Origin of the sequence: Labilibacter marinus (assembly GCF_001659685.2) — a bacterium.
Taxonomy (GTDB): Bacteria; Bacteroidota; Bacteroidia; order Bacteroidales; family Marinilabiliaceae; genus Saccharicrinis; species Saccharicrinis marinus.
This window is the reverse complement of sequence record NZ_LXYE02000039.1, coordinates 37,490-62,762: the sequence shown is the minus strand read 5'-3', so window position 1 is coordinate 62,762 and position 25,273 is coordinate 37,490. Positions and strand designations below refer to the sequence as shown.

Here is a 25,273-nt window from a genome sequence, read left to right as displayed (position 1 = left end):
GATATTTTCATTCCTCATTTAAAATTTAAAAGAAACGTACTACCTTAACAAAAACTGAAGTATTATGTGTTTTACCGTTAAATATATAACTCAAAAAAAACTAAAATACGCTAAACGTAGAGGGGATAATCCTGAAGAAATCGCGCAAATTGAATCTCAATTAGATGAGTTGACGAAAGGTATGAGCGAACAAAACATAGCATCCGGATTTACTCATCCTCCGTTATTGGTTTTTAAAAGTCAATCACCATTGGTTCCTGAACTAGTGAATTGGGGACTTATACCCCACTGGATAAAAGATGACCAAAAAGCAAAAGATATTAGTAATAAAACCTTAAATGCCAGAGGTGAAACGATTTTTGAAAAACCATCTTTTAAAAGAGCTGCAAACCTCCAAAGATGCATTGTTATGGTTGATGGGTTTTACGATTATAAACATATGAATGGCAAAGCTTATCCCTACTTAATTGAGAATGAAGATTTATCTCCAATGGTATTTGCTGGAATTTGGGATAAATGCCAAACAGTAAATCTACATATTCATCATACACTTAGCATAGTTACAACTACAGCAGAAGGGCTGGTGAAAGAAATTCACAATAACCCCAAAAAAAAAGAATCTAGAACCCCACTCATTTTAAATAAAGAACTTGAGAGTATTTGGTTAAACGAAAGCAGCACTAAATCAGAAATTCAGCATCTAATAAATAATCCTGTACAATTTAATTTAGTCGCTCATCAAGTGGAAAGTTTGCGGTAACAAAAAAGCGCCCAGGATGGAAGCTCCCGAACGCCTTAATCTTCAATGTGGAGAATATCGGAATCGAACCGATGACCTCTTGACTGCCAGTCAAACGCTCTAGCCAACTGAGCTAATCCCCCATTTTTAGCGATGCAAATATAGTATATTTTTGCATTCCTCATACTTTATTATAACATTTTCATACTTCATGCACTCCAATTTAATAGCTAACCACTAATTAACCAGCACATTTACAAATAAAATCGTTTTTTATGCTTAAAAAAAGAAACAAATAAATGTGATATTTATAATAAAGTCCTATTTTTATGCACTCAAAATTTGAAAGTATTACTTAGAATTGAAAATAGTTGATATGCCATATAAAAATGGCTATCTTTAGGCACCAAAATTTAATTTTATTATGGAAGTAAAAAAGTCACCTAAAGCAGATCTAGAAACCAAAAAACCGGTTTTTATGCAGATCGGTTTGGTAGTGGTTTTGGCAATCATCTTAATTGCTTTTGAGTGGTCTACATCTGATGTAGATGCCAGTCAATTTGATATGTTAGATGATGACGCTGTAGAGGAAGAAATTGTTCCTATCACAAGACAGGAAGAAGTTAAACCGCCGCCGCCGCCACCACCACCAAAAGTAACTGATGTATTAAACATCGTGGATGATGATGTTGAACTTGATGAAGAACTTGACATTGAAGACACAGAAATTGATGAAGATACTGAGGTAGAATTTGATCTTTCTTTAGAAGAGGAAGAAACTGATGATGCACCTGTATTCTTTATTGTAGAGGAAATGCCTCAATTCCCTGGAGGAGACTTAGAATTAAGAAAGTACATTGCGCAATCAGTAAAGTATCCGGTTATTGCTCAAGAGAATGGTATTCAAGGTCGTGTTTACGTACAGTTTGTTGTTGGAACAGATGGTGCTGTAAATCAGGTTAAAGTGGCTCGTGGAGTAGATCCAAACCTTGACAAAGAAGCCATCCGAGTTGTTCAGTCTATGCCTAAATGGAAGCCTGGAAAGCAACGTGGTAAAGCAGTTAAAGTATCTTATACGGTACCTATTAACTTTGTATTACAATAACATTTATTGTTACCAGTATATAAAGAGGCATCTTAGGATGCCTCTTTTTTTTGCGCTATATTTTACGCTACTAGCTTCTGATTAAAAAAGCTTATCTTTACACGATTTTATTTATATACGTGAATGGGAGAACAGATATCTACACATAAAGAATTAGAAAAAACAATTTTAGTTGGTCTAAGAACACCAGGAATCACACATCAATTACTTGAAGAGTACTTAGATGAACTGGCTTTTTTAGCAGAAACTGCCGGTGCAATTCCTGTAAAAAGATATACACAAAGCTTGCCAATGCCCGATAATAAGACTTTTGTTGGAAGAGGGAAGTTGGACGAAGTTTTAGAAGGAGTTAAAGTATATGAGGTTGATTCTGTTATTTTTGATGACGAATTAAGTCCTTCGCAACTTCGTAATCTAGAAGGTTTGCTGAAGGTTCGCATCTTAGACAGAACAAACCTGATATTAGATATTTTTGCCAAGAATGCTAAAACTGCAGCGGCTAAAACACAGGTTGAATTAGCTCAATATCAGTACCTATTGCCACGCTTAACGCGAATGTGGACTCACCTTCAGAAGCAACGTGGAGGTATTGGAATGCGTGGACCTGGAGAAAAAGAGATTGAAACGGATCGTAGGATAATACGAGATAAGATTACCAAGTTAAAGCAGGATTTAGTTAAGATAGACAAACAAAAGTCAACGCAAAGAAAGAATCGTGGCAAGATGGTTCGTGTGGCTTTGGTTGGATATACCAATGTGGGTAAATCAACCCTCATGAACACCTTAAGTAAATCATCTGTGCTAGCTGAAAATAAGCTATTTGCTACACTTGACACTACGGTACGTAAAGTCGTTGTGGGCAATCTTCCTTTTTTAGTAGCTGATACAGTAGGATTTATTCGTAAGCTACCTCATCACCTGGTAGATTCATTTAAATCCACACTAGACGAGGTTAGAGAAGCTGATATACTGGTACATGTAGTCGATATATCGCATAGTGGTTTTGAACAGCAAATAGACATCGTTAATAAAACCTTGCAAGAGCTAGATAAAACTGAGAAAAAGATGATTATGGTATTCAATAAAATTGATGCCTTTACCTATACACCAAAGGATGATGATGATCTGACTCCAATGAATCAGGAAAATTACTCGTTAGAGGATTTGAAGAATACGTGGATGGCACGTGACTTAGATACGGTATTTATCTCTGCCAAAAACAAGGATAACTTAAATGACTTTAAGGAATTAATATATAACGAAGTAAGAACAATACATACTGCTCGTTTTCCATATAACGACTTTTTATACCCGAACATCAGTTTGGATGATTTAGAAGTTTCAGGAGAAGAATAAGACATAAAAAAAGCGGCAATGCCGCTTTTTTTATCCTCCAACAACTCAAAAAATCTAATATATTTCCTCTTCTTTTAACTTCGTGTTGATCCTCATCACTTCATCTGCTGTTAAGCCTTCAAATGGGTTACTATCTATCTCCTGCGGTAATTCAATGGCAAACGCTTTCACAAAATCTTTCATTTTCTCTGACATACACTGTAGTTTTAAATTAATACCAAATCTGGAATGATCTAAAGCCAATTTTATGCCACACACTGTTGAAGAATATGAAATAGTGTTAATTTTTAATAAGTTACAGAACTAAGTCAAGTAAAACAAAAGTTTCGCTATCAATCAACTATCACTAAAAAACAAAACCTCTTGATTAATAACTAATCAAGAGGTTTATCTGTACCCAGAGCCGGAGTTATTTGTGGTTTACAGTATTTGACAGTACCTTACATCATTTAACACATAATGCTCTACAACAGGCCATTAAGTGGTTTTTCTTCTTTTTCACTTTCTAGATTTGACTAAGTATTACAAGATGGTTGCCCCCATTTTGCCCCCAAAATTTTAAATTATTAGTCATGTTAGAAGTTAAGTTTTATTTAAAATCGGTTAAACCTAACAAGGAAGGAAAACAACCAATTATTGCTCAGATAGCTTTTAATTACCAAAAGGTTAGGAAGTCTATTTGTAAGTGTAAACCAAGTCAATGGGATAAAAAAAATCATAGGCTTAAATTACCGGAGGTAAATCACTACAGTTATGATGAATTTGCAAAAACAAATGAACTTTTACAGAATCTAAAAGCTGCCATTAGAGATCTTGATAACAAAGCTCTCATTGAAAAAAGAAAGGTAACAGAAGCAGAAATTAGAAACATCCTTAACCTTGATTTTGAAAAGGATGAAGGCAAATTGGATATTAATTTCTTTGACTTGTTTGATGAATATCTTGAATTTCGCAAAACTACAAAAGCATATAACACTTATAGAGGAGATAGAACTGTACGCAATTTCTTAGCAAAGTTTGAGAAAGCCACAAAGTTTAACATGTCATTTAGTACCATTGATGTAACGTTTGCAGACAAACTTATGAGATATTGTTTTTTGAAAGAAAAAATTGACAACGACTATTTTGTAAAAATTGCCAATGTATTAAAAAGGTATATGGAATGGTCTGCCAAAAGAGGTCTATATGATATTAATAAATTTCCTAAAGAAGAGCTTTTGTCCATAAAAGAAAAAGAAACTGATGTAGTCTTTCTTTCTCTTGAAGAACTTATGATTTTAAATAATTGGAACTTTAAACTTGAAAGATTAAGTCAAGCCCGAGATTTGTTCTGTTTTGCTGCCTTTACTGGTTTTAGACATTCTGATGCACACACTTTATTGCCTGAACATATAGAAAATGGGATGGTAAGTAAAACAACGGAAAAAACTCATGAAGGAGTAAAGGTACCTTTAAATAAGCATGCTAAAAATATACTTAATAAATACATTGATGAAGTCTATCCTTTAAAGCAAATTAGCAACCAAAAAGCAAATGATTACATTAAGGAATGCTGCAAAGAAATTGCAGATAATTATACTGGTAGGGATATATTTAAAAGAAAAGTCGTCAAGGTTAAAATCAGTGGTAGAAAGATAACTCAAGAAATTAAACCTTTGTACGAAGCCATAACTTTTCATATAGCCAGAAAAACTTTTATTACAAATAGCTTGATGCTTGGAGCCAACCTTCAAGCTATTCAGGAAATGGGGGCTCCTAAAAAGCCACAACATTTAAAAAAGTACTTAAAAATTACAGATGCATTTAAAAGTAAGGTAATGCGTGAAACTTGGGATACTGTTGAATGAGTATGTTTCATTCTTCACTTATGCCTAAGAATTAAAGGGCATAAGGGAAGAAAGAATTACCACTCCCCATTTCCTTGAGATTCTCCATAATCAATCTCATCATGCAAATTATCATCATTGATTCTATCAAGTACAATATCCAGCTTAGGTGCACTCTTTAAAGGTTTAATCAGAATACCTTCAGCTGTGGAAATAAGCTCTACCTTGTGACCTTCTTTTATCCGAAACTGATTCACAATTTCATCAGGAAACTTTATTAAACCATCTCCGTTTTCCAGAATCTCTAACTTGACCGAATATTTTTTCATAAACATACAAATTAAAAAGGGAGGCCGTTGCCTCCCTAAACCCAAAAGTAGATTGTGCACAGGCATTGCACAAAATACGAATCTCAATTATTTTCTAGAGCCTCTTTTAAGGCTTCTTCCTTTAGTGTTCTTATTGGATATTTAACTACCTTTTTTGTTGCCTTATTTTTAGTCTCTGCATACCCAATTAAAAAAGCATTCATGTCTTCATACTGGAGGCAAAACATTATTACTTTCTCCATATGTTTTTCTGTTTTAATTTTCCCTTTGGGAGGCATGTGTTTTTCCTGAGTAAAGAATAACAAAACAGTAGTCTCCATTTGTTTCTCTTCGCTTTCTTTGGTGAGTTTGTAAGTGAAGTTGGACATATCGGTCCAAAGATCACCACTTCGATCCTCTGCATGGATAAAGAGATAACGATTTTTACCAAATACTTCTTCTGTATAAACCTTAAATTTTGCAGCATGGACGATTGACACAACCGCAAGAAATGACAGAAATAAAATTGATTTTTTCATATATTAAAATTAAATGTGATTAATTGTAGTATTATAAGGAAGCATGATATGGGATTTTATTAATACCCATTTCCTCATATAAACTCTTATAAGCGTTAAACCTAAATCTACTTAAATCATTAATTTCCAGATAAAGTACTTCCCTACAGATAGGACAATATGGGCGAATTTCTCCAAGAAAGTTATGATCTATCCATGATACCACTTCGCATTCGGGACAAACACATTCATCATGTTGAAAAGGAGGGAAGTACTCATCAAACCTAAGTGGTTTGTCAACAGAAACGTTATATTTTTTTTCTATTTCTTCATAAGGCATTCCTTTGCTAAGGTAATCATCCGCCATTTCACGAATACCTTCATTCGAGAGATGATTAAAGTCCAAACAAACAGGGATGTAAACTCTTGGATACTTGGTCATAAACTTTAGTTTTTAACAGTTCATGACCTCTAAATAAATGAAGGTGGGCATGAACCTTTGCTATATATAGTCTTAGAAGGTACGACCAAGCACCTGAGAGAACCATATAAGCGAAAGGAACACACCCATATCAGGTGCGTTCACTTTCCAGCTTCTCTCTCTTGATAAAATTGGTCGTTTTTCTAAGAAGAAGCGTCAGTGACGCAATTATTGCTATTAATATTTTACGTTTCAAAAATAGCAAATCATATTTAACAAAGAGAGTTTTTCTAATATTTTTAAGGAGGGTATGTTTCGTAATCAATATATTCCCTTATGCCTTTGTCTGCCTATTGATTATAGCATATAATCATCAAATACTTATTTCATTTTAGTATAATAGTATGTTTTAATTTTATAATGATATTATATTTTAATGATTTCATCATAAACAAAACAGGCGTAACATTCTGTATGGCTGAGCAATTCAATGCTTATTATATTTTGTTTTTTTAATAAAGTCACCTAATTCTATTCGCTTTTTTATTCAGATAGTCATTATAAATACGTACAAATAAAGACCGGACCTATGTCGAAAAAAGAAAAAAATTATAAGATTCCTTTAGCTGGATGTACAGTGGAACAATGTACCTATGCAAAAAGAATTCTTGATTATGGATGTAATGGGTGCCGTATGTGAGCAGTTCATAAAAGGTCAGAGAATAGAAGTATAGATTAATGCCAGGCTCTCTTTGGTAAATAATGAAGCTCTCAAATTCATTGAAGACGCCAACATGGAATTATAAAAACTCGTCGGTATTAAAAAAGGCACCATAAATGATGCCTTGTAATCTCATTTCCATCTTGTTTTTCGGTATCTTTTCCAGTTTCTGTTTCTCCTTTTTTCATGTGTTGAATTGGGAGTATCGATTCCATGAGGAAAGCAAAAATTACAACCTCCAACCTCAATATAATTTTGAATCCTAGAAATTCTAACGTTGCTAAACTTTTTCGGAATATCAACTAATCCTGGGTAATAATATCCGAATGCCTTTTTAAGACGGAATTCTTTTTTGGCTTTCCCTTTCAATTCATACGGAAATTCCTCCTCGTAATGTTTCACTTTTAGTTAAGTATTAATTCATACTCAACAGTGAACTTGATCGTATTTATGATATTTCATTGCTGAAAAATAAAAAACAATTAGATAAGACTCTATACAATTGTAAAAAAAAGCATTATATTTGAACTAACTCATAGTTTAGGGTTAGGTTTGGTTAAAGATTAAAAGCCACAGTATGAACGTTATACTGTGGCTTTTTATATGATATTTCTAAAGCTGTTGTCAGCTTTTCTATCAAGTTAACAATTTGAAAAACTTTATTTTTATGCGAGTCTGCATAATATCAATACGCATTTGTCCACACATATAAAGTGTATTTATGCCGATTCGCAAATTGTGAATTCGTATATCTTAAGCTAAATGTACTCATCATTAATTAAACGTATTATATTTAAATTACCTTCCCATTTCTCTTTTTTGCCGCCCCCTCAGCTACTTCATGAAGCGACTTTTCTTCCGCCAAATCATTGATGTGTTCATCAATAGCATCTCTGAAATCTATTTCCATCTCTTCAAGTGTTGAGCCTTCATATGAAATCAGAGATTTGCCAATATCTAAAACCTGACCAAAATAACATCCGTCTGCTTTGCTAAACTCGACAGTTCCTCTGTAATCGCGGTATTTTATTATTGATTCTTCTATTGGAAAATGTATTTCTTCGTAAGCTTTGACAATATCAGAAACCTTATCTAGTTCCTGGAACAATTGATCATTTGACGGCGTATTGTTGGTTACTAGATTGGATTTGATGATTTCTTCCATTCGTTCTTCAGCTTTCATATATTCTTCTTCTGTTGGTATATTTTTCATGCCCAATTATTTTATTTACCCCAACGATTATACCTTTGTAAGACAAATATTTTAGTATTCATAATGCATAATTGATGCCATAACTTAATTAAACTTCTTTTTTAACCTGTAAAACCAAGTCTGCAATATGCAGCAAATACTTTTCAGCCTTTTCGCAAAACTCTATAATAAATTGACTATTATCGATATAAAAATAGCCATGCTTTTCATTTTTTTGTTTAATTAACGGGTTATTTGTAATAAAGGAGTAAAGCTCCTGCTTTTCAATAGGTTTAGTTTTTTCTTTTTTGAAACTACCTGCATTATGAACTAATACATTCCTTATTTTATTATAGTAGGTTAATTCTTGCCAATCCTTATTTAACGTGCTTAAATCAAGCTCTATTACTTTTTCAATATATTTTTTACATTTTACAATAATTCCATTTCCACTTAAATCGTTCACCGAAACCATTGCTTTTTTTTGATTTTTAGCATATTGGCAAATTCTATAGAAAGAATGTTCAAATGTAGAAAACGCAGTAATAAATGTCGAGTTCATAAGTAACTCTGTATATGTGTTTTCATATTTATTGAAATCTTCATTATAAAATTCAATAATATTTGAAGCTGTAGTAGCATCTTCAATTCCTTCAAGTTCTCCCCCAACATGTTCTTCAAGTTCATTATGCTTTTTCTCAATAAGGGACTTGGTCTCGTGCACGTACTCCTTAATTTTAGAAAATTTCCTTGAAAGGAGTTGTTTATGCAAAACAATTCCCTTTGTTCCTCTAAATACTGCTTTATTAAAATTGCTCATTTACTTTTTGGAGTGTGGAATTAGGTATTATTAAACAAGCCTCCTTACTTTACGTCAGAGGGTAAATAGATTATGGTGTGTTCATCGCTGGATAACAGTCATATGTAAATATGATAAGTTTTTAAAATATTTGTGTAACAGTTTTTGTTTTCTTGCTGTTACAGCTTGGCCACCTTAATTTCCCCGTAACTCTTGATTGCTTCCCGTACAATTGCCGATAAAGTAAACGCAAACCACTATATTAATTTAGGTATTACCATTTCTATTTTATTAAAAAAATTAACATAAATAAGCACCGGCACCTTCGCACCCATACAAATGCCCAAAACCTGTATAAATGTAATGAAAAATATTCTTCTTTAGATTATAGATTACTTGAGTTAACTGGCACATTTCAGATTGAAAAACGCTACTGGTAAAGATATGCTATAGTGTAAGCAGTTTATACTTATCGGCTGAATATGACTTTAGTTTTTTTAGCTGACCATTATGTTCTTCAAACTTTTGTACCTCTAAAATTTTGAAGTCTAATATATTTTATGCTACTTTTGAATATGAACTTACAAAAGTTGACATCATTATACATTACTTACTAGGTGTTGAGTTTTTCATTTAATTATTCTTAACTCAGATATGCAAGATTTATTTTTTGAACTGTACAAAGCAGGAACAGAACAAGAAGTTGAAGATGTAATAACTAAACATCCAGAAATATTTAATCAGAAGAAAAACTGGAAGCCATTAGGCGGAAGTGAAACTACTTATGGTGTCATTGAGAACCAGCAAGCTAGTCCTATAGCCGCTCTTATTGAAAAAATAACAAACTCCATTGATGCTACTCTTACAAAAAGATGTTTGGAAGAAAACATAGATCCAGAATCTAAGGATTCACCAAGATCTATGACTGAAGCCATAGAACGCTTTTACCCCAAACATAAAGATTGGGATTTAAAAACTGTAAGAAGAAAACAATCTGAAGAAATTCAAATTATAGCAGATGGTTCGCCAAGAAATACTTCTGTAATAATTTACGACAATGGTGAAGGACAACACCCAGAACAATTTGAAGATTCTTTCCTATCTCTATTAAGAGGCAATAAGAATAAAATCCATTTTGTACAAGGAAAGTATAATATGGGCGGAAGTGGTGGAATAGTATTTTGTGGTAAAAAGAGCTACCAATTAATAGCTTCTAAACGTTATGACAATTCTGGTAAATTTGGTTTCACACTGGTACGTGAGCACCCTTTTTCAAAGCAAGATCAGTTGGAAAAGAAAAACACTTGGTATGAATATCTTGTTATTAATAGCAAAATTCCTGCATTTCAGATTACCGAACTTGACTTAAATCTTCATGGTAGAGAATTTAAAACAGGCTCAATTATTAAACTCTACTCCTACCAATTTCCTCCTGGCATTTATGGGTTTGCTCAAGAATTAAACCAAAGTATTAATGAATTTTTATTTCAACCTGCACTTCCAATATTGACAGTTGAGACAAAAAAGCGATATCCAAACAACAAAGTTTTAGAACTTGATTTATTTGGATTAAAAAGAAGGTTGGAAGCAGAAAAGGAAGAGTATTTAGAAGAGTATTGGTCCAATGAGTATAAAGAGGAAAATATAGGTAAAACTAGGGTCACATCTTATGTATTTAAAACCAAGGTAAAAGATAATGATGTAAAAAAGACCAAAGAAAATATTCAAAAAAGATACTTCAAAAATAATATGTCCGTATTGTTCTCTATGAATGGGCAAGTTCATGGTCACTTTACTTCTGAATTTATTTCTCGCAGTCTTAAAATGAATCTTTTAAAAAATCACCTTCTAATTCATGTTGATTGTACACATATGGATTACAGTTTTAGAAAAGAGCTATTTATGGCTTCCCGGGATCGTTTAAAAAATGGTGACGAAACTTCTGCATTGAGAAAGTTTCTTTCTAAAAAGTTAACTCAAAAAGATGGAAGACTTGCTGAAATAGAAAAGATGCGAAAGAATGCATTTTCTACGGACAGTAATGATGCAAAAGACTTACTAAAGAACTTTACTAAATCGCTCCCTATGAATAGCGATCTTTTAAAGCTTCTAGATCAAACGTTTAAACTGGAACAAAAGAAAGAGAAACCTAAAGCAGAAAAGAACAAGCAAGCAAAAACTCACAAAGAAAAAGAGCCATTCAATCCACAACGATTTCCATCTTTTTTTAAGTTAAACGCGAAAAATGATGGAGAAAAAGAAGTGGCCAGTATTCCTCTAGGTGGAGAAAAAACCATGTCTTTTGACACGGATGTAGAAAATCATTATTTCGACAGAGTTGAAGAACCAGGAGAAATGAAAATTGCCTTATTAAACTTTAAAAAGGAAAACGAAACATCAGGAGGTGATAGAGCCGGAATTAGTGACATAGAGGATATATTTAATGTTGATAAGCGTAGCCCTAAAGATGGTAATATTAAAATTGGTCTAAATCCTTTAAAAAGCGCTCCATTAGAGGTAGGTGATATGTGCCAAATAAAGGTAACCTTAAATGGTACGGGCGAAGAATTTGACCAAGTTTTTTGGGTTAAAATTGCCGACAAAGAGCAGCCCAAAGAAAAGGCTCCTGATGAAGATAAGGTTTCCGAAGAAAATCTTGGTTTACCAGAATTTCAACTAGCATACAAAGAGCCTAATGAAAACCAAGGCAGTTGGGATGATGTTGCGGCAATGGGAGAAGAAATTGATCACCAAGTTGTAATGATTCCTGTAGCATCTGGGGATGCTTTAGAAAAGGTCATCATTAATATGGATTCAGGTGTTATACTAAACTATAAATCAAAAAATAAAAACATAACCCAAGAACAATTAACCGTTGCAGATAACAAATACATTTCATCGGTGTATTTTCATACCCTTTTCTTATACACGATTACAAAAAAGCAAAAATATTCATTAATAAGGGTTGATGAAAATAATCAAGAACAATCAGTAGATATTGCGGATTACTTGAAAGATGTATTTCAGTCTTACTACTCCGAGTTTATTTTAAATTTTGGGGGTATGGAAGAGTTAATGCAAGGGTTAAGTGAATGACAATAATTTTAATATGATGGATAATTTTTTTGAGAACCAAGAAATAGAAGAACAAGAAGTGAAAAAATGGGAAGAAGAAGATAACTCCATTCCTGAGGACAATTCTGACAATCATAAGCTAAAGAGTTTAAGAGTCATTAAATCAAACCAAGACTACAATCTTGACTATTTGGCAAATTCAATCGATAAAAACATTCAATTAGGTCCTGATTATCAAAGAAGATCAAGGTGGAGCGCTATTCAGAAATCAAGATTAATAGAGTCTTTTCTAATGAATATACCTATCCCTCCTATATTTCTATACGAAAATGATTATTACGAATACGAGGTTGTTGATGGTAGGCAACGTTTAGAAGCTATTAATGACTTCTTTAAAGATAGGTTTAAATTAAAGGGGTTGGAATTTTTAACACACCTTGATGGAGAAAAGTTTTCAACCTTAGAAGATGAAAATAAACGCTTGTTATATAGAAGAACAATAACAGCAACAATATTACTTGTTGAATCAAATAGTTTTGATAAATATGACCTGAGAATGATATTATTTAATCGGCTCAATACAGGTGGGGAAAAACTAAATTTTCAAGAATTAAGAAATGCCATTTATTCAAGTCGATTTAATGATCTTATATTTAAATTGTCCACAAACCAATTTTTTAGAAGTTTTTGGAGTATCCCAGAAAATATTGAGAAAATTAAAAATAATCCGTTGTATAGAAACATGTCTGATTGCGAATTAGTATTACGTTTTTTCGCAATAAAAGAGGCATATTATGGTGAAGTGGAGGGGTCAATGAAGAAGCTTCTTGATGATACTATGAAAAAGTATAAGTCAGCTAATGATGATGAACTAGAGAAGTTTGGATTAGACTTTTCTTCTTCAATTCAAGGTCTATTTTCAAACATAGGAATAGAGTCTATCATGAACTCAACATTGGAAAAACCAAGAAGAGCTAGAAACCTATACGACAGTATGCTTGTTGCATACTCAATAACAGAAGAGGATAAGATACAACCTAAGGAAACCGTCTTAAACAATCTTAAAATAGTGCTTGGTAAACCAGAAGAATATGATAAAATCATAACTAAAGGTAATTCTATTGAAAACATTAAATATCGAGTGAATAAAGCAATTGAGATTTTAACAACAACAATTTAAGATAAATTATAATGCAAAGTATCTTTTCCGAGTTTTCGCTTGATTTAGATGATATTGTTGGAGTCGTTAATCTTCTTGCGAAATTAGAGCAAAAAAAGAACTTAAACTGTACAACAGATGAAAAAAGTGAGTTTGAATTACAGTTTATTGAAGTACAAAATCTATATAAAGATAGTTCAAAAGGTATTAACAAGATCCCTGGAACCATAGTGCCGTATGTAGCAGGTCGATTTGAAATATTCGTAAAAACAATTTTTGAAGAAACAGCTACACAGGTAGCAAAAATCCATCCTATGTTTAAAAAACTTCCTTCGGAATTTCAATCATCGCTTATTGAGGATACCTCTAAAGTTATAGCAGATCCACGTAAATTTCAGCATGGAGAAGGTGCAAGAGATAGTTTTATTAAAAACCTACATAACAATATTCACAACAACGATCTTTCTACGATTAATTATCAGTGCATTTCTACGACAGAAAGGAATATGAAGGCCAATATTCTTGGTGAATTATTTAAAAAAATTAGCTATAAAAGAATTTGGGAAGATATTGCTGCACAGGCAAATATAAGATTCTATTTTGATGGTCAAGAACCAAGCAAAGTAAAAAGTGATTGCGAAAAGAAACTAAATGATTTTATGAGTAAAAGAAATGGAATCGCTCATCCTTCAAATGATGTAACTTGGCTATCAATCAGTGAATTTATTGATTATATTGAATTTTTAAAGGAATTAGGAGCTGCGATATCAAGTGTATGTCCGTTGTTTGTAAAGCAAAAGGAGAAACAACAAACAGTTAGCCTTATCCAATAATGTGGAAAAGTATTAAGTTGATTAATAAGGTTTATTAATAGCAATCTAATTTATGAAATAGTTTTACTGCTTAAATTAAGAATAAAAACCTATCATGAAAGAAGATTATCAATTTTACATCACACTGTTTGCCATTTTAACTTCTACTATTATAAGTTTAGTAAGTGTTTTTATAGCACAAAGAAATCAAAAGAAAATGCAAGAAAAAAAGCATGAATATAGGCTTCGATTGCAAGAATTTCAATTTGTTGAAGAATTAAGAGACCAGAAACGGAAAGATATATATAACAAACTTACTAAATTATATGCACCATTACTTGTATATCGCAAAGTAGTAAGCAACTACATGATCTTTTTAAGAATGGTAAAAAGTTTAGAACGGTTACAGAACTTGCCAACGGAGTAAAATTTGCAATGATAAAGAATTACTGGAAAGGATTTTAGAAATAGGTAGAGAGTGCCAGAAACTCGTAACTTTAAAAGCAGGCTATATTGAAAATGGCAATCTCGTTACTGACAGTGAAGATAAAGGGATACTAACAAAATTTACCCCCGCTTTAGTTAACCATGTAACTATTATTAATAAATTATACGATCGCGAATTAATAGGAGAACCAGAAAGGTTTGAGGACTACACTTTTCCGAGCGAACTTGATATAGTAATTGAGAATAAAGTTAATGAGTTACAAAAAGAACTTGGTTCTTTAAATAGAATAGGCACTGAATCTCTCAAGAAACTTCAGACTACTCTCTAAATCCTGATAAATTACGGTTGCTGATTCCCGAACTATATTAAATCGTTTTGAAAAGACTTCATCTATAGTACTTCGTGCGTCTGTTAATATTATTGTTTTATCAAGAGCTTTAGCATAACCAATCTCTAATGTTAGTCCAAATCCAGAAGGATTGTCCTTTTCCATATATCCGAACAAAATATCACATTTAGAAACAAAAAACAAATCCCAATTTGTATATTCCTCAGGAGCATCTAAATGATGATCTCTTGGATTAAAGAAGTTAAATTTTCCTTCAAACTTTTTTATAATATCATCTTGCCATCCGGATCCCATCCCTCCAGCTAAATAAACATTTGGTTTAATCATTTTTAATTCTTTTTTCTAAGTATATTGAAAATGGAAGGCTCATAGCAATACTATAAAACCTTTCCCACCCTCTTCGTAAGGCCAATATACCAATCAGTGATACCATTAACGAGTATGTCATTTCTATGATACTCTTTGATTTTGTCAGGTTATATGCAGTTTGAATAATGCAGAACATGAACAAGATAACACAAATTGTATGTAATTGGTTGAATAATTCTGCACGAAACATGAAAGTAAAGATCTTTTTATCCGATTCTGGTATTGCCGACATCGCAATATTTCTATACCCTTTGTATGATAACTCCTTATTTTCACCAAGGTTTTTATTAATGATTTCAGATACCTCAATATACGTTTTTCGATTTTTCAATTTTCCTAAAACACTATCCTGACATAAAATCTTTTTACATTTATTTAACTTGTCAAGTAGTCTGTCTTTTAATAGAGTAATTGCGAAAATCAGATATCCTGTACTGTATGAAATAATTAGCAAAATGTACGAGCCGTCTTTAAATTCTATCTTTAAATTGAAGTAATGGTTTATTATTACTAATATTAGTGTTCCAGGTACTAGGAATCCAATAATGTCAAAAAAGAACTCTTTAAGCGATTGAACTAAATCTTTTTCCATACTATCCTAAATAAAACAATTAGCACATAAATCATCTCCATCCTCTAAAATATCAATAAGTCTGTTTGACTTTGGTTTAGATAGTTTATTTTTAATCTTATTAAGATGGTCACGCTTTATTTGATTCATACGATTAGGTTTAACGATGTCATTCAAGCTTTCATTATCCATCCAAGTATAACCATCTTTTTCATATTTCTGAGCCATTTTAAAAAGCTCTGGATGTCTCTCGTAAAGCCAGATCCACTCAATTTTTCTTTGGTAGAAACAAAAATAACAGCCTGACCTTGAACGATGAAAAGTACCGATCTCACCATCTACCTCATACTCAACCTCATTGTAGTAACCAGGTAGATTAATTCCTGCAGAGTTGAATAAATCAAATACGCCTTGTAAATCAACGGAATCTTCATTTTTAAGTAAACCGTAATCTTCAAGTTGAGCAATAGGATAATCACTTCCTTTTAAAAACTCATAAACGGCAAGATTGAACGTTGCTATCCCTAAATTTAAAAGATCTCCAAGTTTTTGGGAAAACAGGTACTTAGCGGATTGTTTATGTGTAATAACCTCTCTATAACGATCCTGCTTGTTATGCTCTCCAATTTCGCTGTATATTTTCTCAAGCTTATCAATACCTGAGTTATGAAGTACTTTATGGAGAATTTCCATACTCCACATATGCTTTCTAAAAGGAAAGATAGTCTGTATGTTTGATTTGGTCGAAACATACCCTTCCCTGTCTTCATCTCCTCGAATTGCTACATAGCTTATCGCTAAATCTTCACCAAGCCAGCTTTCGAACGGTTCAAGCTTAAGCTTGCTAGTACACCACCTTGCCATAGACGAAGGAAGATAACCATTGTATAAATCTAAATAATGATCAAACGGATCCTTATGACTATTATTTGCTTTAAGTTTTAAAATAGGTTTCCCCAAGAAGCTTTCCAACTCTTCAATTAGAGTATACACCTCTTCCAATTCCTTGCCGGTATCCGAAAAGTAATACTCCATATCTATCTCAGGATGGTTAATCTTCATATATATAGCCAAGGCTGTACTGTCCTTCCCCCCGGATATCCCCATCACATGTCTTACCTTTCTACTCATTATCTATTTCTTCTTGTAATAATTTTAAAAGCAAAGTAATATTTTCTTGTTTATCTTCAGATGATAAAAATTCTCTAATTGAGTTTTTCTTCTCATCCAACCTTCGGCTCTTTACTTTAGGCATTCTTATTAAGTGCTTCTGAACCCCTTTTACAAATGACGTCACTTCCAGTTTTAATACTTCCTCCTTTTCTGAGTCAATATCCTTTTTGCTAATATCTGAAATATTATCTAAATCAGAAATATACTGCTGGAATAGATTTTGAAATGCTTTCTCATCATCATCCGAAAAGTTATTTGGTGTTTTATTTACAACCGCAGAAGCAATGGAGGTCAACCATGATTGCCTGTCGTCTAACGGTGTGTTAATCCTTTGTAAAAGGACTTTATTTTTCGTTTTAAGGTGTTCCTTTCTAATTTTCTTAAATCGCTTCTGTAAAAGCAATTTATTCTCAGGAAAAGATAATTGACTACTATCAATTATACTATTTATATATTCCTCAATTCTATTGATTAATTCAGAGTATGCAGCACTTAGTTCGCTAGTCGCATTTTTAAGTGCAATTGTAAAACTTTCCATACTTTCATCTGAAAATAAATCTTTAGTTGAATATCCAATAGCTCTTGGAATTTCATCAAAGAATACTTTTTCAGGGTCTTCGGTATGGGCCAGGACCACTCTTAATCGTTGTGCTTCTTTACTTATTTGATTTGTGTTCTGACTAAATAGAACTAACCTTTTATAAAAAGACAAGAAAGGTTTGACAGTTTCGATAAATGAGTTTGAATTAGGAGAAACTTCCTCTACCTGATTTAAAAAGTGTCGATATTTATTAAATAGCTTAAGTTTATTTTCATCTAACGCAAACGTATTTAGCTTATACTTCTGAGGTTGCTTCATGGCAATCTCAATGATATCACCCGTAATTTCCGGAATAAAAGTATCCTTTTCGTATAAAGCAAAAGTTCTTCTTTTGATAATCAGATACACAGGCACCCAAAACTCTATAAAACCTTGCTTTAACTTTAGAGGTCTTTCTGAAAGCTTTTTTATTAAATCAGATAAAAAGCGTGGAGCTACCTTGCATTCATCCAAAAATTCTTCAGATATATTCCATAAATCGTTAAACGAATTATCAGAAGGGCTACAATATTGATATTCTCCATCAACTAAACCATGAAGTCCTGTAGCTTTCAATAATGACAAATAAATTGTTTTTTCTGGAGGGAATTTACCTTTATCAAACCTTAAATCCTCTACATTGTCATTGATTAAGGCATTATTAATTAACCTATTCTTTGCTCCTGATATCGTACCACTAAGCTTCTCTCTATTAATCAACTCATTCTTATAAATAGGTGTTGAATAATAAGTTATATCACAGATATTGGATAGAAATGAATTTAGTGATTTTGAATTCCTAAACGATACTTCTTCTCCCTGAAAAAACCACTTTACAAATGCATTCTCTCCGAAGAAAGACTTTTCAACTATTTTATTTAATGCAGCCTTAAGCTCATTTGATTGACTTTCTAATTCTCCAAGCGCAATAGAATCATCGTTACATTTCTGCTTAACTAATTCAATCTTTTCCAACTCAATTAAACTCTCTCTTACATCATCAAAATTTGTATAAACACCATAAAGTATAGCATGTGAGTTTGATTTTGAAAACCTTATGACATCTTCAATGGATAAAGTATCACTATATATTAAATTTATATAACCATCAACAGAGTGCTGCGGTTCCTTGTTTATTGGCTGTTCGGTAATTTCTGTAACAAAATATCTAGGAGTACCTGTTTCATAAAAACTTCTTTTAGCCTGGAGAATCGGAAAGTTAAACTGCTTTCTAAGTAAATTAACAACTGAAAAATCTTTTGATATTTTATCCGAGGCTAGTTCAAGTTCTTCAATAATATTAAAATCAGTTCCTTTAAAAAGCACATACCTATCACTATAATTTCTGTAGCGAATCAATTGTTTTCTTTCAAGTTTCTCCAGTATATCTTTGACATTACTAAGAGCTAAAGCATGTTCTCCATAACCAATTAAAAAATCAGAAGATATTTTTTGTCCGGAACGTCCAAAAATTGACAACAAACCAATTGTCTTAAGTATTTTTCTAGCCTCCAAAAGGTCCCCTTCAAAATATGCTTCTGCTCTTCCAAGAGCATCATCTATTGCTCTCCAGTGAACCCCATGGGGGTTAAAACGGGAGTTCAATAAACTATGGAAGTTATAAATTAGATAATCATAAACATTTGCGATATTATAAAATCCATCCCCATTACCAAAGTCACTTAAACCTAAATAATCATGAGATTCCAAAAAGGTAAAAAGTGATCTTTCATTTTGTCCGTATGTTTGAAATGCTAAAGTTAACACTGAAGCTGATAAAATATCAAAAGGAAATACCTTTTGAGCAAATTCAAATGAGAAGTAATCCCTCATTGGAAATGCTCCCGATTGACTAATAGCCTCGAAAAGATTTCTTTGATGCTCCTTAGTAATATTGTTCGGGATATTTTTAGACGCAATCCTTTCTGAAGCAAGAAAAAGAAGTTGCTCCACTGGTTCATTAAAAGTAACTTCAATTAACCTCCCTTTTACTTTATCCCACTCTTTCTTTTGTACTTTACTTAGTTCAAGCGCATAATCTTCAAATGGTTGATGTAAAGTTGTTATGAAAAATAAAGGGAATCCAGGATTGTTTACATATTCAGCTAATTGCTGAATAAAATAAAGCTCTTCTTCGGGGCTCTCTTTTGCCGCAAATTCAAGAAATTTACCAAACTCATCAACCGCTATAATAAGACCATTCTTATCCTTTTTTAATTTTTGAACTCTTTTACTTAATTGCTGTAGAATATCTTTTTTAGAATCTAATTTAAGCTCTTTACAAAAAGCATTCTTAAAAGAATTATATTCCCCTACAATAAAGCTTTTCTTATACTCTTTAACTTCACCTATGGAAGGACCTACAAAATATCTACTTTTATTATTTAATACTCTTTCAAAGGCTAATAGAAAAGAGGATTTCCCGGAGCCATAAGCTCCTATTAGATTAAAAGATTTGGTTCCCGTTTCAGATGTGGAGACAATTTTATTAAAAGCATTCTCTGCATTTCTTGTAGGGATATAGTTTAGTTCGCTATTTTGATCCCGTATAATGTTAATTGAAGGGGAAAATATATTAGTTCGCATAATAACTTCTTAGTATAGATACTTTATTGATTGTTTCCGGTAACGTTAAAACGACATTTCCTGATGTTTCCGAAACAATAACTCCTGGTATTGATGATTCTATCTCTTTAAGCTGCTTATACAACCCTTCTTTACTTAACATGAAAACCATTCCAGGACCATTTGGTTCTGTTTCTAGACGCCTCATAGCTATATTTTTATCTCCTTCAAATTGATCTAAAATAACATACAATGCTATAAGAGGAGACAATGTTGGCCTTGCGTCTAATTGCAGATTATACCATTCTACTCTTTTACTAGAACCATCAATTTCCTGTTTATCAATGGAGGATTTCATTAATTCCAATTCCAGCATCAAACTGCTAACTTCATCTTCAAAATCTTTTTTAATATTCCTGTAATCTGGTGTATTATATAATCTACAAAAAACCTGTATATCCTTTTCAATTGTACTTAGATTAAAGTTAGTGTCATCGTTTTCCTTATATAACCTAAAAATAAAGGAAGCTAATTGTTTTTTCGTAAACACTATTCTTTCCGTTCTAAAACGATTAAAAACTGCATTGTAGATACTTGAAAAGTTAGTCTTTATTAGATTGTAATGTAAAAGCCAAATTGAATTAATATCTTCTAGGTAAGGATCAACACCATTTTCTCCGAATAAGAAGTGTGCTAGCTCTGTAAGCTCCTTATTTTCATCATCAAAAAGCCCAAACGCTTTCATCCAAAACGCAATGGAAGAAACCATATTTTTTCCAACTCCTAAATGCACAACTGCATCATCTGCATTGAAACTCCCTCCATTATTGATAAAATCGTATCCTTTCTTGGGCCAGAATGTCCTGATTATAAATGTTTCGTGCCCAGAGAACTTTAGTTTATTCATAAATTCAAAGATAGGTTTTTATGATTAATTATTTATACTTTCTCACAAGCATCTCCCTTTGAACCTCGACAAGCACACCTCTAAGTTCCTCTATTACTTTCAATAATTCATCTTTTGTAGATCGCTGAAATATATTAGCCTCTGCTGAATTAACTCTTCTTGTAATTTGGTTAAGATTTGTAGCCGATTTACCCAAAGTCAGAAATGCATCTAAATTTATAGATGGCAATGGAATTTTAAGCTTATGGTTCTTTAATAAGTTTCGTAAAAAATAGCTTCTATTCTTAAATGGCTTAGCTAATTCATCTATCCGTTTTAACTCTTCATCAGTTACCCAAAAATTTACTAGGTTTTTAGCCTTCCTTTTCTCTTTTCTCTTTGGTTCTTTCACTTCTCTCATTTTATTTTCTTAATGCTGTCAAACACAAATTATCCAACCGTAGGACAGGTAATTACCTTCTTTAAGATTATTAAATCTTAAGGCAAGTGATATGTCCATTTAGTAAATGGATAGACATTTCTATAACTTGCTCCGATCACTAAACAATTTCATCTACAACTTAAATATTGTTGAATATTTATATCTCATACTTCTACTTTGGAAATATGTGGACCTGAATTCGGATTTTGATTTTCACTATTAATTGGTAAACATTTAGTATAGTGAGAAAAAGTGAACTTCTACAAATTCACCAACCTTTGTAGTGAAAAAAAGTGAACATACAATTTTCATATTCTTCTTCTTTATACTAATTTTACTAAACTATCCTCTAACATCTACCTTTTTTCCCTTATGTCTATATGAATTTGGTCTCTATTATTCAATTTTTGAAGATTAATTAAATATTGAATAAATTGTTTTTATCAATTGTAGATTGTATCCTCAATAAGATTATAGTATTCAGTTCCTTACACGTATATTTCGTGACAAAAAGTGAACTTATTTGTGAAAGAAAATGAATAAGATATGAAAGAAAGTGAACTATTCCGTGAGGAAAAGTGAACATTAAGGATGATATATGATAAAAAGTGAACTACTTAATAAAATTCATTGTTTATGCATTCCTTCAAGTAGGCTTTTTTATCTCTTATTATAATCTTTTTATTTGCACTATCCGCTCGCAATATCAAATTCTTCAAAGTACGATGATTATTTGGATTCATCAGCAATGTTTTATATTCTTCTATGTCTGTATCCCCAAAACTAAAATGTAATTCTAGCATTCTAATAATATTATCTTTTTGAAGATCTCTTCTTTCATAGAGCTTTTGTGAATAAAGAAAAAAGTATAAGGCAGATACCTCTCCAAATTTCTTTTTCACAAACCCTTTTTGTTCACAATCATACCACAATTTAGCTTTAAGCTTTAGCTCTTTCTGAACAGGTAAAAGTACTTTAGTTTGCAAATCAATATACCTAAGATACTTGTTTTCAATACCCAATATCCTTCTGAAACGATCTAGGCTTATAACAAATTCACCCTTTCCTTGATAACTAGAGATAAGTTTAAATATTTTAGGTGCATATTTTCCTTTTAATTGTTGACATATTTCATATTCATAACGAGTGAAGTTGATGGCTTCATTTCTGATGTTTCTTTCAAGCTCAATTAGTTTAGTTGCTATTTTTTTTTCTATTTCTATTATTACGTATGAATTTCTTTTAGTATTGCATGGAATATTTGCTCTTAATAGACCTGAATATCTTATCATTTCTATACCACTTGAAGTAGTCTCTTTAATATCAACAACAACTCCAGCAAGCTTTACAATAGACTCTCTTATCCTATCATATTGATTTGGTTTACCAATATGATTTAACGCAATTTTTAAACGAATAACACCTTCATTATTTTTCTTAAACAAATCCAGTTGCCTAAATCCTACTTTTTTTGAAATTTGGGGCACAATATAATCTTGTAAGTGAAATACAATTGCATTTAACGTTCTTTCCTGAAGAAGAGTATATTTATATGCAGCTTCTGTCAACCGATTGGGTTGATAAATAATAGTATAAGTATCCATAATTTATTTCCAATTAAAAAATGATTACTTTTCTTCATTATTTTTTTTAGTGGACATTGCAGCCATGATTTCACTTCGTAAGTAAAAAACCGAGGAATCACCTATATACCTACGCTTTAATATGCCGCGATCAGACCAGGATATTACCGTCTGGCGGCTCTTCTGTAACAAGGCGCATACATCAGACATACTTAATACTTCCTCTTGCTTTAATGTATTTAACGATTGGAGAGACTCGTCAAGAATTGATTTAATTAAATCTTTTTGTTTTTGATAAAATTCGGTTGAATTCAATAAAATCATCTGTTCCATGCTATTAATTTTAGTCGATTTTTGTAAAATATTGTATGACTGCAAATTAAATAGCTAAAAAAATTCTCTTTCGTTAATATCCTATTAGGATATTGGTAAATTATTCAATATTTTCTTCTATGATATAATGTTTATTTGATTTTTTTTCAAGATCATCTGCTAGACTTCTTAATAGTTTCACAGTCTTCTTAATATTCCGTTTTACTTCATCTGAGATTTTCTGACTATTGATAGAGTCGTTTTCGGAAAACTTAATAACATTATTCAACTTCTGAAGGTGCGTAGACCTTAGACTGTTGGGAGCAATGTTTAGAAGTGTCCCGACGATATCTAATAATTCATAACTAGTAGTTTTTAACGCTAGTTTCTTATCAAGGAGGTAGTAAAGTGATACTAAATTTTCAATCTTAGTTTCTTTAGAGTTTCTTTCAAAATTCCGATCACATAATTCAATGAAAATTTTAGACGTGCATCTTTCTCTGATTCTAACATATGGATCTTCCTTTTTAAATTCAGAAATAATCTCATAGAGAGTATATCTTAATCCAAGAGAACTTTCATTTTCACTGGCTCTAAAAACACTTAATATTCTGAACCAATTCTTTAAATCGAACAAAAAGAGATGCTTTATCAGAATATTATAAGATATAACAGTAATTAAAATTGTAATTATAAAATAGATCCAAAACTTATTGATCAGAACAAAAAGAACGCCTAATAAAATAAAGAAGCTAATGATGCAAAGAGAAAGAAGAGCGAAATAGGACCAATATTGTAGTTTTGCGTTATAAGTAACTTCAAGTAACCGAAAATAACTCGGTTTAGAGTAGTATAAACTTAACTTTCTGTCATTACAGTATTTTTTAATAATTTTGACCATTAAGGCAGCTAACTTTACATAGTTTGACGACTTTTCTTCTGTATTCATAAAAGATTAATTAATATTGTACAAAGTCGTCAAAGGAAGTAAAAGAGAAGAAGAACAGGAAATATTTGCCCCCTATTAGCCCCTGTAAAAAACAAAACCCCTTAACTATTAATTAGTTAAGGGGTTGCGAAGTACCCAGAGCCGGGATCGAACCGGCACGGGTTGCCCCACTGGTGTTTGAGACCAGCGCGTCTACCAATTCCGCCATCTGGGCAAATGTTATTGCTAACATTTTTGCGGTTGCAAATATATGTAAAAGCACACGGTTTGCAAATTTTTCCTCGAAATATTTCAGCAAATAGCTTATCTCACTAAAGTGAAATCAATTATATTAGCAACGATAAAAAGAATCACTATGAAATCACTTTATAGAAACGCACTATACTTGGCTGCTTGCCTATTCATTGTACCTACGCTTAGTTTTGCACAAGATGGTTTTTACTATGGCGGAGGGATAAGTATAAAAGCTCCAACCAATACATTAAGCAACGATGACTTTGGTTTTAACGATGTGGCTAATATGGGTGGAGGTATAAACCTGAGCACGGTATATTTTGCAAACCCACAAATATCGTTAGGTTCTGAGTTAGCATATACCTACTTTCCTAAAGATAAAGATACTTGGAATCAAAGTCCTAAGGGAGATATAAAGGTCAATTATCAGATGGCAAGTTTAACTGCTCAAGGTGCATTTTATTTTAATGGAGATGCTGTCCGTCCATATATTGGGGTGACTTTTGGCTTTTATTACCTACGTAATTTAGTCAACTTTACGCCAGACAATGGAATTGACCCTGTAAACTATGTTAGCAATACTTTTCATGCAGGTTTTGGTCCCGAAATAGGCACTTTACTCCAAATAAGCAGAAAACAATACGCTACAATTGGTATTCGATATTCTATTATTCCAAATATCGAACCTGAATATTTTCCTGAGGATGATGTAACTATAAATCCCCATGGTAAACAAAACCATTGGGAACTTACAGCTAAATTATTTTTTGGTAAGAAGTAG

At 32.2% G+C, this 25,273-nt stretch carries 25 protein-coding genes and 2 tRNA genes; 9 read left to right on the top strand and 18 right to left on the bottom strand.

Annotated features, from left to right (window positions below; translation table 11 throughout):
• Window positions 1-64: 64 nt before the first annotated feature.
• Window positions 65-760: an SOS response-associated peptidase gene (locus A8L32_RS16675; protein ID WP_075591021.1), complete on the top strand. Its 696-nt coding sequence runs from the start codon at window positions 65-67 to the stop codon at window positions 758-760.
• A gap of 48 nt (window positions 761-808) precedes the next feature.
• Here A8L32_RS16675 and A8L32_RS16670 read toward each other — a convergent pair.
• Window positions 809-882 (bottom strand) — tRNA-Ala (locus A8L32_RS16670).
• 281 nt (window positions 883-1,163) lie between these two features.
• On the opposite strand from A8L32_RS16670, the gene A8L32_RS16665 reads away from it, so the two are divergent.
• Window positions 1,164-1,844, top strand: a complete 681-nt coding sequence (locus A8L32_RS16665; protein ID WP_075591020.1) for an energy transducer TonB — start codon at window positions 1,164-1,166, stop codon at window positions 1,842-1,844.
• Between the two features lie 123 nt (window positions 1,845-1,967).
• On the top strand, window positions 1,968-3,200 hold the full coding sequence (gene hflX, locus A8L32_RS16660) for a GTPase HflX (RefSeq protein ID WP_075591019.1): 1,233 nt from the start codon (window positions 1,968-1,970) through the stop codon (window positions 3,198-3,200).
• A 54-nt stretch (window positions 3,201-3,254) separates the two neighbouring features.
• Here the strand turns inward: hflX and A8L32_RS23560 are convergent, their stop codons facing one another.
• Complete coding sequence (locus A8L32_RS23560) at window positions 3,255-3,395, bottom strand: hypothetical protein (RefSeq protein WP_158027260.1); 141 nt, start codon at window positions 3,393-3,395, stop codon at window positions 3,255-3,257.
• Between the two features lie 377 nt (window positions 3,396-3,772).
• Between A8L32_RS23560 and A8L32_RS16655 the strand changes: the two genes are divergently transcribed.
• The gene (locus A8L32_RS16655; RefSeq protein WP_075591018.1) at window positions 3,773-5,047 is read left to right on the top strand and encodes a tyrosine-type recombinase/integrase; all 1,275 of its coding nucleotides are present in this window, start codon (window positions 3,773-3,775) and stop codon (window positions 5,045-5,047) included.
• A gap of 56 nt (window positions 5,048-5,103) precedes the next feature.
• On the opposite strand, the gene A8L32_RS16650 is transcribed toward A8L32_RS16655, so the two are convergent.
• The 6 genes from A8L32_RS16650 to A8L32_RS16625 all read right to left on the bottom strand — a co-directional run bounded on the left by A8L32_RS16650 (window position 5,104) and on the right by A8L32_RS16625 (window position 9,006).
• Entirely contained in the window at window positions 5,104-5,355 is a 252-nt protein-coding gene (locus tag A8L32_RS16650) for an AbrB/MazE/SpoVT family DNA-binding domain-containing protein (protein ID WP_075591065.1), read from the bottom strand.
• A gap of 83 nt (window positions 5,356-5,438) precedes the next feature.
• Window positions 5,439-5,873, bottom strand: coding sequence for a hypothetical protein (locus A8L32_RS16645; protein ID WP_075591017.1), 435 nt, complete (start codon window positions 5,871-5,873; stop codon window positions 5,439-5,441).
• A 31-nt stretch (window positions 5,874-5,904) separates the two neighbouring features.
• Window positions 5,905-6,294 carry a hypothetical protein gene (locus tag A8L32_RS16640; RefSeq protein ID WP_075591016.1) on the bottom strand — a complete coding sequence of 130 codons (390 nt, stop codon included), beginning with the start codon at window positions 6,292-6,294 and terminating at the stop codon, window positions 5,905-5,907.
• A gap of 832 nt (window positions 6,295-7,126) precedes the next feature.
• A complete protein-coding gene (locus A8L32_RS16635) occupies window positions 7,127-7,396 on the bottom strand; it encodes a hypothetical protein (RefSeq protein ID WP_198931804.1) in 270 nt (89 codons plus the stop codon).
• Window positions 7,397-7,787: 391 nt separating this feature from the next.
• Window positions 7,788-8,207 carry a hypothetical protein gene (locus tag A8L32_RS16630; RefSeq protein WP_075591015.1) on the bottom strand — a complete coding sequence of 140 codons (420 nt, stop codon included), beginning with the start codon at window positions 8,205-8,207 and terminating at the stop codon, window positions 7,788-7,790.
• A gap of 88 nt (window positions 8,208-8,295) precedes the next feature.
• On the bottom strand, window positions 8,296-9,006 hold the full coding sequence (locus A8L32_RS16625; protein ID WP_075591014.1) for a hypothetical protein: 711 nt from the start codon (window positions 9,004-9,006) through the stop codon (window positions 8,296-8,298).
• 633 nt (window positions 9,007-9,639) lie between these two features.
• Here A8L32_RS16625 and A8L32_RS16620 point away from each other — a divergent pair.
• From A8L32_RS16620 to A8L32_RS16605, 4 genes are all read left to right on the top strand, one after another.
• The gene (locus A8L32_RS16620; RefSeq protein WP_198931803.1) at window positions 9,640-12,081 is read left to right on the top strand and encodes a hypothetical protein; all 2,442 of its coding nucleotides are present in this window, start codon (window positions 9,640-9,642) and stop codon (window positions 12,079-12,081) included.
• A 13-nt stretch (window positions 12,082-12,094) separates the two neighbouring features.
• Window positions 12,095-13,240, top strand: coding sequence for a DUF262 domain-containing protein (locus tag A8L32_RS16615; protein ID WP_143525147.1), 1,146 nt, complete (start codon window positions 12,095-12,097; stop codon window positions 13,238-13,240).
• 11 nt (window positions 13,241-13,251) lie between these two features.
• Entirely contained in the window at window positions 13,252-14,052 is an 801-nt protein-coding gene (locus A8L32_RS16610; RefSeq protein WP_075591013.1) for a HEPN domain-containing protein, read from the top strand.
• A gap of 94 nt (window positions 14,053-14,146) precedes the next feature.
• Window positions 14,147-14,458, top strand: coding sequence for a hypothetical protein (locus A8L32_RS16605; RefSeq protein WP_075591012.1), 312 nt, complete (start codon window positions 14,147-14,149; stop codon window positions 14,456-14,458).
• Between the two features lie 298 nt (window positions 14,459-14,756).
• Here the strand turns inward: A8L32_RS16605 and A8L32_RS16600 are convergent, their stop codons facing one another.
• The 10 genes from A8L32_RS16600 to A8L32_RS16555 form a co-directional block, all read right to left on the bottom strand.
• Window positions 14,757-15,155, bottom strand: coding sequence for a nucleoside 2-deoxyribosyltransferase domain-containing protein (locus tag A8L32_RS16600; protein ID WP_075591011.1), 399 nt, complete (start codon window positions 15,153-15,155; stop codon window positions 14,757-14,759).
• Window positions 15,148-15,789: a hypothetical protein gene (locus A8L32_RS16595; protein ID WP_075591010.1), complete on the bottom strand. Its 642-nt coding sequence runs from the start codon at window positions 15,787-15,789 to the stop codon at window positions 15,148-15,150. Before A8L32_RS16595 ends, A8L32_RS16600 begins: the two co-directional genes overlap by 8 nt.
• Before the next feature lie 6 nt (window positions 15,790-15,795).
• Complete coding sequence (locus A8L32_RS16590; protein ID WP_075591009.1) at window positions 15,796-16,899, bottom strand: phosphoadenosine phosphosulfate reductase family protein; 1,104 nt, start codon at window positions 16,897-16,899, stop codon at window positions 15,796-15,798.
• The gene (locus A8L32_RS16585) at window positions 16,892-20,107 is read right to left on the bottom strand and encodes a hypothetical protein (protein ID WP_083631382.1); all 3,216 of its coding nucleotides are present in this window, start codon (window positions 20,105-20,107) and stop codon (window positions 16,892-16,894) included. The genes A8L32_RS16590 and A8L32_RS16585 overlap by 8 nt, the downstream gene beginning before the upstream one ends.
• Window positions 20,097-20,993 (bottom strand): DUF4007 family protein, encoded by an 897-nt coding sequence (locus A8L32_RS16580; RefSeq protein WP_075591007.1) that lies wholly within the window; start codon window positions 20,991-20,993, stop codon window positions 20,097-20,099. Before A8L32_RS16580 ends, A8L32_RS16585 begins: the two co-directional genes overlap by 11 nt.
• Before the next feature lie 28 nt (window positions 20,994-21,021).
• Window positions 21,022-21,393 carry a plasmid mobilization relaxosome protein MobC gene (locus A8L32_RS16575; protein ID WP_075591006.1) on the bottom strand — a complete coding sequence of 124 codons (372 nt, stop codon included), beginning with the start codon at window positions 21,391-21,393 and terminating at the stop codon, window positions 21,022-21,024.
• Window positions 21,394-22,031: 638 nt separating this feature from the next.
• Window positions 22,032-23,018: a replication initiation protein gene (locus A8L32_RS16570; protein WP_075591005.1), complete on the bottom strand. Its 987-nt coding sequence runs from the start codon at window positions 23,016-23,018 to the stop codon at window positions 22,032-22,034.
• Between the two features lie 24 nt (window positions 23,019-23,042).
• A complete protein-coding gene (locus tag A8L32_RS16565; RefSeq protein ID WP_075591004.1) occupies window positions 23,043-23,330 on the bottom strand; it encodes a helix-turn-helix transcriptional regulator in 288 nt (95 codons plus the stop codon).
• A 100-nt stretch (window positions 23,331-23,430) separates the two neighbouring features.
• Window positions 23,431-24,258 (bottom strand): hypothetical protein, encoded by an 828-nt coding sequence (locus A8L32_RS16560; RefSeq protein WP_075591003.1) that lies wholly within the window; start codon window positions 24,256-24,258, stop codon window positions 23,431-23,433.
• A gap of 132 nt (window positions 24,259-24,390) precedes the next feature.
• Window positions 24,391-24,472 (bottom strand) — tRNA-Leu (locus A8L32_RS16555).
• A 141-nt stretch (window positions 24,473-24,613) separates the two neighbouring features.
• Between A8L32_RS16555 and A8L32_RS16550 the strand changes: the two genes are divergently transcribed.
• Complete coding sequence (locus A8L32_RS16550; RefSeq protein WP_075591002.1) at window positions 24,614-25,273, top strand: outer membrane beta-barrel protein; 660 nt, start codon at window positions 24,614-24,616, stop codon at window positions 25,271-25,273.

Excerpts from the sequence above, each read along its gene's own strand:
- A8L32_RS16675 (WP_075591021.1), top strand. The coding sequence starts at position 65 with ATGTGTTTTACCGTTAAATATATAACTCAAAAAAAACTAAAATACGCT.
- A8L32_RS16665 (WP_075591020.1), top strand. The coding sequence starts at position 1,164 with ATGGAAGTAAAAAAGTCACCTAAAGCAGATCTAGAAACCAAAAAACCG.
- hflX (WP_075591019.1), top strand. The coding sequence starts at position 1,968 with ATGGGAGAACAGATATCTACACATAAAGAATTAGAAAAAACAATTTTA.
- A8L32_RS23560 (WP_158027260.1), bottom strand. The coding sequence starts at position 3,395 with ATGTCAGAGAAAATGAAAGATTTTGTGAAAGCGTTTGCCATTGAATTA.
- A8L32_RS16655 (WP_075591018.1), top strand. The coding sequence starts at position 3,773 with ATGTTAGAAGTTAAGTTTTATTTAAAATCGGTTAAACCTAACAAGGAA.
- A8L32_RS16650 (WP_075591065.1), bottom strand. The coding sequence starts at position 5,355 with ATGAAAAAATATTCGGTCAAGTTAGAGATTCTGGAAAACGGAGATGGT.
- A8L32_RS16645 (WP_075591017.1), bottom strand. The coding sequence starts at position 5,873 with ATGAAAAAATCAATTTTATTTCTGTCATTTCTTGCGGTTGTGTCAATC.
- A8L32_RS16640 (WP_075591016.1), bottom strand. The coding sequence starts at position 6,294 with ATGACCAAGTATCCAAGAGTTTACATCCCTGTTTGTTTGGACTTTAAT.
- A8L32_RS16630 (WP_075591015.1), bottom strand. The coding sequence starts at position 8,207 with ATGAAAAATATACCAACAGAAGAAGAATATATGAAAGCTGAAGAACGA.
- A8L32_RS16625 (WP_075591014.1), bottom strand. The coding sequence starts at position 9,006 with ATGAGCAATTTTAATAAAGCAGTATTTAGAGGAACAAAGGGAATTGTT.
- A8L32_RS16620 (WP_198931803.1), top strand. The coding sequence starts at position 9,640 with ATGCAAGATTTATTTTTTGAACTGTACAAAGCAGGAACAGAACAAGAA.
- A8L32_RS16615 (WP_143525147.1), top strand. The coding sequence starts at position 12,095 with ATGATGGATAATTTTTTTGAGAACCAAGAAATAGAAGAACAAGAAGTG.
- A8L32_RS16610 (WP_075591013.1), top strand. The coding sequence starts at position 13,252 with ATGCAAAGTATCTTTTCCGAGTTTTCGCTTGATTTAGATGATATTGTT.
- A8L32_RS16605 (WP_075591012.1), top strand. The coding sequence starts at position 14,147 with ATGAAAGAAGATTATCAATTTTACATCACACTGTTTGCCATTTTAACT.
- A8L32_RS16600 (WP_075591011.1), bottom strand. The coding sequence starts at position 15,155 with ATGATTAAACCAAATGTTTATTTAGCTGGAGGGATGGGATCCGGATGG.
- A8L32_RS16595 (WP_075591010.1), bottom strand. The coding sequence starts at position 15,789 with ATGGAAAAAGATTTAGTTCAATCGCTTAAAGAGTTCTTTTTTGACATT.
- A8L32_RS16590 (WP_075591009.1), bottom strand. The coding sequence starts at position 16,899 with ATGAGTAGAAAGGTAAGACATGTGATGGGGATATCCGGGGGGAAGGAC.
- A8L32_RS16585 (WP_083631382.1), bottom strand. The coding sequence starts at position 20,107 with ATGCGAACTAATATATTTTCCCCTTCAATTAACATTATACGGGATCAA.
- A8L32_RS16580 (WP_075591007.1), bottom strand. The coding sequence starts at position 20,993 with ATGAATAAACTAAAGTTCTCTGGGCACGAAACATTTATAATCAGGACA.
- A8L32_RS16575 (WP_075591006.1), bottom strand. The coding sequence starts at position 21,393 with ATGAGAGAAGTGAAAGAACCAAAGAGAAAAGAGAAAAGGAAGGCTAAA.
- A8L32_RS16570 (WP_075591005.1), bottom strand. The coding sequence starts at position 23,018 with ATGGATACTTATACTATTATTTATCAACCCAATCGGTTGACAGAAGCT.
- A8L32_RS16565 (WP_075591004.1), bottom strand. The coding sequence starts at position 23,330 with ATGGAACAGATGATTTTATTGAATTCAACCGAATTTTATCAAAAACAA.
- A8L32_RS16560 (WP_075591003.1), bottom strand. The coding sequence starts at position 24,258 with ATGAATACAGAAGAAAAGTCGTCAAACTATGTAAAGTTAGCTGCCTTA.
- A8L32_RS16550 (WP_075591002.1), top strand. The coding sequence starts at position 24,614 with ATGAAATCACTTTATAGAAACGCACTATACTTGGCTGCTTGCCTATTC.